The following is an 8,149-nucleotide window of genomic DNA, read 5'->3' as shown; positions in this document are numbered from 1 at the left end:
GTGGTGACCCACGCCGCGCGCGGCACCGGTGTCGGCACGGCCATGATGCACGCCGCCATGCGGCTGGCCGAAGAGGCAGGCGCCTCCAAGCTGGCGCTATCGTCCAGCGCGCGCCGGCTGCAGGCGCATCAGTTTTACCGGCGGCTTGGGTTTACGGAGCATGGGACCAGTTTCAGCATCGGGCTGCCGGTGGCGGCTGTGCACCTCTGATTGGAGCGCTATCCCATCCGCTTGCCCCCGCTCCGCCTGACCGTCTCCCGCCCGGCCACGGGCACCCTCTCCACCAGCGCCTCGATACGTTCGCGAAAACGTTGCGTGACAGCGGTTTCGGCCAGCGCGTGATACGCCAGCCGGAGCGCGAGGCAACGTTGCCGGCCGCGTTGCTGGGCACGCATACCGACCAGGTGCTGCATGATGCCGGCGTGGTGGCGGGCCMGGAACAGGACCCTACGGCTGGTGTTGGTTCTGTTGCTGTTGCTGGTGGTGGCGCGTGCGCTCGTGCGTGAGCCGCATCAGCGCGCTTGCCGCATCCTCCAGCGCGCCGCTGTTGTCGATCACCGTCAGCCGGCACCCTGCCGGCACGGCGAACGGCTCGCCCGCGCGCTGCAGGCGCCGCACGATGGCTTGCTCGTCCTCGCGGCCGCGCAGCCGCAGGCGCTCTCCCAGCACGTGCAGGCGCACGCTGATCTGCACGGCGTGCAGGGCCGGATAGCGCGCGTGGGCGGCGGCCAGGTGCTCGCGTGATCCGTTCACGACCACGCACAGGCCTTGGGCCAGCCAGTCGTCGAGCTCGGTCCCGATGCCGTAGCACAAGCCGTGGCTGCGCCAGTGCAGCGCAAAGCCGCCTTGCGCCACGCGGTGCTCGAACGCTGCGGGGGTGATCGCCACGCTGTCTTCATCGGCACTGCTGGCGCGGGTGATGCAGCGTTGCGCCACGCGTACGCCGGCATCGTCCTGCAACTTGTCGCGCATCACGCGCAGCAGCGAGTCCTTGCCGCTGCCGGAGGGGCCCATCAGGTAAACCAGGCCGCTGCCGTCCGGGGCTTCGGCACCGGGCGCGGCGATGTCGGCCCGTGCCGCGGTGTGCATGGCCTTGGCGCTCATGCCGTGGCTTCCAGCAGAGCCGCCCCGGCGGCATCGGTGGTGCTGCCGTCAAAGCCATAGTGGCGGGCGGCCAGGAAGGGCGCATCCGGCGTGCTTTGCACGAACAGGCTGACGTCGCTTACCGTCATCGGCTGCTGCAGCAGCGGGCCGCTCGCGGCTTGCAGCATGGCGATGGCGCTGTCCTGCTCGAATTCGTCGAGCAGCCCCGTGAGCGTGATGTGGAAGATGAACGTCTCGAACGCGTAGGGGTAGCCCCAGGCATCCAGCATGCGCCGGGCTGGCTCGCTCAGTTCCCCCGGMTTGCGGCGTGCCAGTTCGGCAGGGGTGGGCGGCGCGCGGAAGCTGTCGAACTCGCGCACCGCTGCGTCCGCCAGCGCGTGCATGCGCGCATTGGCGCTGGCGTCGCCACCGAGGCACCAGGCCAGGAAGCCCCGCAGGTTTTGCAGTGCTAGCGGTACCGCGAAGGGCTGGCGGTCCAGCGCGAAGGCGCGCATGGCGGCGTCCAGCCCGGCAGGCGTCTGGCCGTCCGCCAGCCGGAACGGGGCCTTGAGCGTGGCATGCAGGCCATAGTAGGCCGGTGCCTCAGTCCAGCGGGCAATCTGGGCAATGCGGTGGGCATCGTGCGCAGCGGGACGCGCGATTGCCTCGCCTGTCTCGGCGCTGCGGCCCAGCCATTGCTCGCCCACCATCCGAAAGGGCGCGGCGGGATTGAGGTAGATGGCGTAGCGGTAGGCCTGCGGCAATGGATTGTTCGACATCGGGTTCGGCGTCCTGGGCGTCCTGGGCATTATGGGCGTGACGGTCAGGCCGCGCGCCGCGCGCCGCTGGCCTGCACCAGCGGGAAGGCACGCGTGGCGTGGTGCAGCACACCGCCGACAATGGCGGCGCAGACCTGGGGCAGGGCGGGATCGCGGTCGTCGACGATGATGGCGTCGGCGCGCAGGCCGGGGCTGAGCGCGCCGCGGTCGTTCATGCCGGCGGCGCGCGCCGGGTTGCGCGAGACCAGGTCCCAGGCGGCCGGCAACGGCAGCACGCCGAGCTGCGCCACGCGGAACGCGGCTTGCAGGGGCGCCGGGTAGTAGTAGTCGGAGGCCAGCACGTTGCACAGCCCGGCGGCGATCATCTCGGTGGCGTCCGGGGCGCCGGTGTGGCTGCCGCCGCGGATCACGTTGGGCGCGCCGAATACGGCGTGGTTGCGCAGCGCGTGGGCGGCGCGGGCCACATCCACGGTGAGCGGGAATTCCGCCACGGTGCAGCCTTGCTGGTGGTAGCGCTGGCGGGTGGCGGCGTCGCCGTCGTCGTGCGAGGCGACTTGCAGGCCGGCGGCGCGGGCAGCGGCAATCAGCCGGGCCACGCCGTCGGGCACCTTGCTTGCCTGCGAGGCCGCTTGCTCCAGGCGCTGGCGGAAGATGACCGGGTCGCACTCCGCGCGGTCCGCGTACTGCGCCAGCTTGCGCGCGTCGTGCAGGCGGGTGGCCATCAGCGGCAGGTGGTCGTTGATGGCCAGGAAGCGCACCTTGCCGCTATCGATCCAGGCCAGCGCGGTTTCCAGCCCGGCCAGGTGATGTGCCTCGAAGCGCAGGTGCACATGGTGTTGCGCGCCAAGGGTGCCGCGCATGCGCTCCAGGCCGTCGAACATGCGCTGGGCGTAAGCCTCGCCGCGCAGGCCGCCTTCCCACGACAGCGTCACGCCGTGCAGCTCGGTGGTGATGCCATGCGCGAGCAACTGGCGGTCCACGTCGAACAGCGCGCTGGTGTACGGAAAGCTCACGCCAGGGCGCGGCATCACGGCGCGCTCGAAGGCGTCGCCGTGAATGTCCACGATGCCGGGCAGCACCAGCAGGTCGCCCGCATCGAGGGCAGGCCCTGCCGTGCTGGCCGGCCCGGCCAGGCAACCGTCGCGGAATGCGAAGGCGGCCGGCGCAATGCCGTTGGCGGTGAGAACGCGGCGGCCGCTCAGGCCGGCAAGGGTGGGGTGAGGTGCGTGATTGGTATCCATGCTGGCGACCTTAGCGCGGGCAGATGACAAACAGATGTCTAGACCAATTTGGTCGGTGGGGCGTGCGTTCCAAACGGCCGGCGATTGCGCATTTTAGTCCGGGTCGGCTACGGTCAGCTGGACCCAGTCGCCGGCAAAGCGCACCACGCTGTATTGCAGCGGCACGCCGTCCAGGTCGACGTTGAGCGCCTCCACCTGCAGGATCGGCCGCGTCTTGGGCTGGTTGAGCTGACGGGCCACCGGCGCTGTCGGCATGGCGGCGGTGATGCGCGACCACTTGCGCGTGTAATCGGTAATGCCGTAATGGGCGAACGCCTTGGAGATCGACAGGCGCGCACGCAGCTCGGCGTCCATGCCGGGGAAGCGCGCGGCATCGAAATAATGCTCGGCCACGTCGATGGTGCGGGCTTCAGCCTTGCCCAGCATCTGCACGCGCAGGATGGGCGCACTGCGCGCCAGGCCCAGGTGCTTGGCGATCTCGGGGGCGCGCAGCGTTTGCGACTCCAGCACCTCGATGTGGCCACGCATGCCCTGGCTGGCCAGGTTCTGCGAAAAACGCGTGCGCCGCCCGATGGCGTAGTCGATCGCGTGTTCCTGCACGAAGGTGCCCCGGCCTTGCTCGATGCGCACCAGCCCGTTTTGCTCCAGCTCGCCCATGGCGCGGCGGATGGTATGGCGGTTGACGGCGAAACGCGTGGCCAGCTCTGGCTCGGGCGRCAGGCGCTCGCCCGGGACATAGAGCTTGTTGCGGATGTCGAGCGCCAGGGCCTCGCCGATCTGGCGCCATACCGCTACTCCCGAGCCCCGCTCGACTTCCTGTTCCACCATCGTGTCCTGCCTTTTCGTCATCCTGCGTTAATCATTTGCGTGCTTCAATAGGATGCGATTGTGCCTCAACCTGGCCATGCCGTGCACGGGGCCCGAAGTGGGCCGAAGCGGGCCGAAGCGCCTTGCCGGGCGTCATGAAAGCTTCATCTGGCTGTGTTGTAGTTCGGCCATGGATGGTATTCTACATCTAAACGTATAGACGTATAGGGGATGTGAAATGGATCGAACCGATACCGACGCGGGCACGCAACCAGGGGCGGCGGCCCAGCAGCAAGCGGCCCGAGCGGCCTGGCTGCGCGTGCTGGCTCTGGCCGCTCCGGATGCCCTGGCGCAGGCCGTGGGCCGCCTCGGCGCGCTGCCGGCCTACCGCTTGCTGCGCAAGCCGGAGAGCGGCATGGCCATGGTGCGGGGGCGCGCCGGTGGCACGGGGGCGCAGTTCAACCTCGGCGAGGTCAGCGTGACGCGCTGCGCGGTGACGCTGGAGCCGGGCGTGGTCGGGGTGGGTTACGTGCAAGGCCGTACACACGCCCATGCGGAGCAGATCGCCGTGCTGGATGCGTTGCTGCAGTTGCCCGATTGGCATGCGCGCGTGCAGGCCGAAGTGGTCACGCCGCTGGCCCAGGCGCGTACGGCGCAAGGCGAACACAAGTCCGCCGTGGCGGCGCAGACAAAGGTGGAGTTTTTTACCATGGTGCGTGGAGAGGACTGAGATGCCAGGCCAAACGATTGCCGCCCAGACGGCTGGATACGACAACGTGCCCCCGGGGCGGCACGGCGCGCTTGCGCCGATGCTGCTGCCTGGCTTCGACGATGCGGTGCAATCGGCGCAGCGGACCTTCCGCGCCGCGCTGGATGCCATGTCCCACCCGGGCAGCGTCGGCGAGCTGGCCGAGCCGTGCGGCGTACCACAGGGCCTGTCCCCGGCCTTGAGCGCGCTGCTGCTCGCGCTGGTCGACAGCGATACGCCGGTGTGGCTGCCGCCCGGGACGCCCGAAGGCGTGCGCGCCTTCCTGCGCTTCCATTGCGGCTGCCCGCTGGTGGCGGAACCAGGGCAGGCGGCCTTCGTGACGGTGCCGGCCGGTTACGCCGCGCCCGATCTGGCCGCATGCGCCTTGGGCGATCCGGCGTACCCGGACCGCTCCGCCACGTTGTTGATCGAGGTGGGTTCGCTGAACGGYGGCCCCGAGGTCACRCTGCGCGGCCCGGGCATCGAGACCCACGCCACGCTGGCCGTGCAAGGCTTGCCGGCCGATTTCTGGACCCAGTGGCAGGCAAACCATGCGCGCTTCCCGCTCGGCGTGGACGTGCTGCTGACCAGTGGCAGCGCCCTGAGCGCGCTGCCGCGCACCACCCAAGCGGAGGCTTGACATGTACGTTGCCGTCAAAGGGGGCGAACGCGCCATCCTCAACTCGTACCGCATGCTGGACGACTACCGCCGTGGCGACCGCCGCGTGCCGGAGCTGACACTGGCGCAGGTGCGCGAGCAGATGCCGCTGGCCGTGTCGCGCGTGATGGCCGAAGGCTCGCTGTACGACCCGCACCTGGCCGCGCTGGCCATCAAGCAGGCCGCGGGCGACCTGATCGAAGCCGTGTTCCTGCTGCGCGCCTATCGCACTACATTGCCGCGCTTTGGCTATTCGGTGGCGCTCGATACCGGCGCCATGCGCCTGCAGCGCCGGATCTCGTCCACCTTCAAGGAYGTGCCGGGCGGGCAGGTGCTGGGSCCGACCTACGATTACACCCAGCGCCTGCTSGAYTTCACGCTGGARGCCGAGCGCGACAATGCGCCGCTGCCGGCTGCGCAAACCACGCTGGATGCGCGCATGCCACGCGTGACGGACCTGCTGCGCCAGGAATCGCTGATCGAGCCGGAGACCGTGCCCGAGCACGACCCCGCGCCGCCCGACCTCACGCGCGAGCCGCTGGAGCTGCCTGCGGCCCGTCCGGCGCGCTTGCAGAACCTGGCCCGCGCCGATGAGGGCTTCCTACTGTCGATGGGCTACTCCACCCAGCGCGGCTACGGCAACTCGCACCCGTTCGCGGCAGAGATCCGCTACGGCGAGGTGGAAGTGGAGCTGTTCGTGGAGGAACTGGGCATTGCCGTGACCATCGGCGAGATCGAGGTCACCGAATGCCAGATGGTGAGCCAGTTCGCCGGCAACGCGCAGGAAGGGCCGAGCTTTACGCGCGGCTACGGCCTGGTGTTCGGCTATGGCGAGCGCAAGGCTATGTCGATGGCGCTGGCCGACCGCGCCATGCGCGCCGCCGAACTGGGCGAAGGCGCCGATGCGCCCGCCAACGACGTGGAGTTCATGCTCTACCACAGCGACAACGTGGAGGCCTCTGGCTTTGTGCAGCACTTGAAGCTGCCGCACTACGTGGATTTCCAGACCAATCTCGACCTGCTGCGCCGCCTGCGCGCCGAGCGCGGGCAGGGCGTGCCGTCTCCGGCGCCGACGCCGCCCGGGCAGGACGCTGCCGGCATCTCCCAAGTGCTGGCGCAGGAGGCCATCGCATCATGACCGACACCAATGCCAACGCCACCGTGCGCGACGAACACTACAACTTCGGCTACCTGGACGAATCCACCAAGCGCATGCTGCGCCGTGCGCTGCTCAAGGCGGTAGCGATCCCCGGCTACCAGGTGCCCTTCGGCAGCCGCGAGATGCCGCTGCCCTATGGCTGGGGCACCGGCGGCATCCAGGTCACCGCCTCCATCATCGGCAGCGACGACGTGCTCAAGGTGATCGACCAGGGCTCGGACGACACCACCAACGCCATCAATATCCGCCGCTTCTTCGGCCGCGTGACTGGCGTGCAGACCACCGAGCGCACCGCGCAAGCCACGATCGTGCAGACCCGCCACCGGATTCCGGAAACGCCGCTGGCCCAGGGGCAGATCATGGTGTTCCAGGTGCCCATCCCGGAGCCGCTGCGCTGGCTGGAACCGAGCGAGACCGAGACCCGCACCATGCACGCGCTGGCGGAATACGGCGCAATGCATGTCAAGCTGTACGAGGACATCGCCCGCCATGGGCGCATTGCMACCACCTACGACTACCCGGTGATGGTCAACCAGCGCTACATGATGCGGCCGTCGCCCATCCCCAAGTTCGACAACCCGAAGCTGGACTACAGCCCGGCGCTGATGCTGTTCGGCGCGGGGCGTGAGAAGCGGGTCTATGCGGTGCCGCCCTTTACCAGCGTGAAGAGCCTGGACTTCGACGACCATCCGTTCGCGGTGGAGACGTGGGATGGCTGCTGCGAGCTATGTGGCTCCACCGACAGCTATCTCGATGAAATCATCACCGACGACGCGGGCGGGCGCATGTTCGTCTGCTCCGATACCGAGTACTGCGCCACGCGCCAGGAGCAGGGTGAGACCGGGCCGAACGGCACGGCCGCCAACGCACGCAAGGAGGCAGCATGAGCCGCACCGATCCGCACCAGCCGCTGTTGTCCGTGCGCGGCCTGACCCGCACCTGGGACGGCGTGCATGGCTGCCACGATGTCAGCTTCGATCTGTTTCCCGGCGAAGTGCTGTGCGTGGTGGGCGAGTCCGGCTCGGGCAAGAGCACCTTGCTGCAGGCGGTGTCCTGGCAGGCCGCGCCTGAATCCGGCAGCGTTTGCTACGACACCCGCGAGCAAGGGCTGGTTGACCTTGCCACGCTGTCCGACGCCCGGCTGCGCCTGCTGGCGCGCACCGACTGGGGTTTCGTGCGCCAGAACGCGCGCGATGGCCTGCGCATGCGGGTGAGCGCAGGCGCCAATATCGCCGAGCGCCTGATGGCGGTAGGCGGGCGCCACTATGGGGAGCTGCGCGACGTGGCCGGCACCTGGATGGAAAAGATGGAGCTCGACCTGGGCCGCCTGGACGATGCGCCGACCAGCTTCTCCGGCGGCATGCAGCAGCGCTTGCAGATCGCCCGCAACCTGGTGACGCATCCGCGCCTGGTGTTCATGGACGAGCCCACCGCCTCGCTCGACGTCTCCGTGCAGGCCCGCCTGCTCGACCTGCTGCGCCGGCTGGTGGCGGACCTTGGCCTTGCCGCCATCATCGTCACCCACGACCTCGCCGTGGCGCGCCTGCTGGCGCACCGCACGCTGGTGATGCAAGGCGGGCGCGTGGTGGAAAGCGGCCTGACCGACCAGATCCTCGACGATCCGCACCACCCGTACACCCAGTTGCTGGTGTCTTCCATTCTGCAGGGCTGATC

11 protein-coding genes are annotated in these 8,149 nt (G+C 69.2%); 6 read left to right on the top strand and 5 right to left on the bottom strand.

What is annotated here, in order from left to right:
* The coding region (locus tag AC1DS3_RS04505; protein ID WP_477126761.1) for a GNAT family N-acetyltransferase at positions 1 to 210 on the top strand (210 nt) is incomplete at its 5' end.
* Between the two features lie 8 nt (positions 211 to 218).
* On the opposite strand, the gene AC1DS3_RS04500 is transcribed toward AC1DS3_RS04505, so the two are convergent.
* From AC1DS3_RS04500 to phnF, 5 genes are all read right to left on the bottom strand, one after another.
* A complete protein-coding gene (locus AC1DS3_RS04500) occupies positions 219 to 413 on the bottom strand; it encodes a hypothetical protein (protein WP_441635398.1) in 195 nt (64 codons plus the stop codon).
* A gap of 34 nt (positions 414 to 447) precedes the next feature.
* On the bottom strand, positions 448 to 1,089 hold the full coding sequence (phnN, locus tag AC1DS3_RS04495; RefSeq protein ID WP_441635483.1) for a phosphonate metabolism protein/1,5-bisphosphokinase (PRPP-forming) PhnN: 642 nt from the start codon (positions 1,087 to 1,089) through the stop codon (positions 448 to 450).
* A gap of 11 nt (positions 1,090 to 1,100) precedes the next feature.
* Positions 1,101 to 1,862 carry a DUF1045 domain-containing protein gene (locus tag AC1DS3_RS04490; protein WP_477126760.1) on the bottom strand — a complete coding sequence of 254 codons (762 nt, stop codon included), beginning with the start codon at positions 1,860 to 1,862 and terminating at the stop codon, positions 1,101 to 1,103.
* A gap of 44 nt (positions 1,863 to 1,906) precedes the next feature.
* Positions 1,907 to 3,103: an alpha-D-ribose 1-methylphosphonate 5-triphosphate diphosphatase gene (locus AC1DS3_RS04485; protein ID WP_441635394.1), complete on the bottom strand. Its 1,197-nt coding sequence runs from the start codon at positions 3,101 to 3,103 to the stop codon at positions 1,907 to 1,909.
* A gap of 93 nt (positions 3,104 to 3,196) precedes the next feature.
* Positions 3,197 to 3,931 carry a phosphonate metabolism transcriptional regulator PhnF gene (phnF, locus tag AC1DS3_RS04480; RefSeq protein ID WP_477126764.1) on the bottom strand — a complete coding sequence of 245 codons (735 nt, stop codon included), beginning with the start codon at positions 3,929 to 3,931 and terminating at the stop codon, positions 3,197 to 3,199.
* Between the two features lie 217 nt (positions 3,932 to 4,148).
* On the opposite strand from phnF, the gene phnG reads away from it, so the two are divergent.
* The 5 genes from phnG (at position 4,149) to phnK (ending at position 8,147) form a co-directional block, all read left to right on the top strand.
* Positions 4,149 to 4,640 (top strand): phosphonate C-P lyase system protein PhnG, encoded by a 492-nt coding sequence (gene phnG, locus AC1DS3_RS04475; protein ID WP_441635392.1) that lies wholly within the window; start codon positions 4,149 to 4,151, stop codon positions 4,638 to 4,640.
* A gap of 79 nt (positions 4,641 to 4,719) precedes the next feature.
* Entirely contained in the window at positions 4,720 to 5,298 is a 579-nt protein-coding gene (phnH, locus tag AC1DS3_RS04470; RefSeq protein WP_441635479.1) for a phosphonate C-P lyase system protein PhnH, read from the top strand.
* A gap of 1 nt (position 5,299) precedes the next feature.
* Complete coding sequence (locus AC1DS3_RS04465; protein WP_477109193.1) at positions 5,300 to 6,454, top strand: carbon-phosphorus lyase complex subunit; 1,155 nt, start codon at positions 5,300 to 5,302, stop codon at positions 6,452 to 6,454.
* The gene (locus AC1DS3_RS04460; RefSeq protein ID WP_441635388.1) at positions 6,451 to 7,362 is read left to right on the top strand and encodes an alpha-D-ribose 1-methylphosphonate 5-phosphate C-P-lyase PhnJ; all 912 of its coding nucleotides are present in this window, start codon (positions 6,451 to 6,453) and stop codon (positions 7,360 to 7,362) included. Before AC1DS3_RS04465 ends, AC1DS3_RS04460 begins: the two co-directional genes overlap by 4 nt.
* Positions 7,359 to 8,147 (top strand): phosphonate C-P lyase system protein PhnK, encoded by a 789-nt coding sequence (gene phnK, locus AC1DS3_RS04455; protein WP_441635386.1) that lies wholly within the window; start codon positions 7,359 to 7,361, stop codon positions 8,145 to 8,147. Before AC1DS3_RS04460 ends, phnK begins: the two co-directional genes overlap by 4 nt.
* Positions 8,148 to 8,149 lie beyond the last annotated feature (2 nt).

Source organism: Cupriavidus sp. 01L46, from assembly GCF_056399905.1.
This window is presented reverse-complemented; position numbering and strand designations above follow the sequence as displayed.

Coding starts and splice junctions, on each gene's coding strand:
- phnK (WP_441635386.1), top strand. CDS start 7,359: ATGAGCCGCACCGATCCGCACCAGCCGCTGTTGTCCGTGCGCGGCCTG.
- AC1DS3_RS04500 (WP_441635398.1), bottom strand. CDS start 413: ATGCAGCACCTGGTCGGTATGCGTGCCCAGCAACGCGGCCGGCAACGT.
- phnN (WP_441635483.1), bottom strand. CDS start 1,089: ATGCACACCGCGGCACGGGCCGACATCGCCGCGCCCGGTGCCGAAGCC.
- AC1DS3_RS04485 (WP_441635394.1), bottom strand. CDS start 3,103: ATGGATACCAATCACGCACCTCACCCCACCCTTGCCGGCCTGAGCGGC.
- phnG (WP_441635392.1), top strand. CDS start 4,149: ATGGATCGAACCGATACCGACGCGGGCACGCAACCAGGGGCGGCGGCC.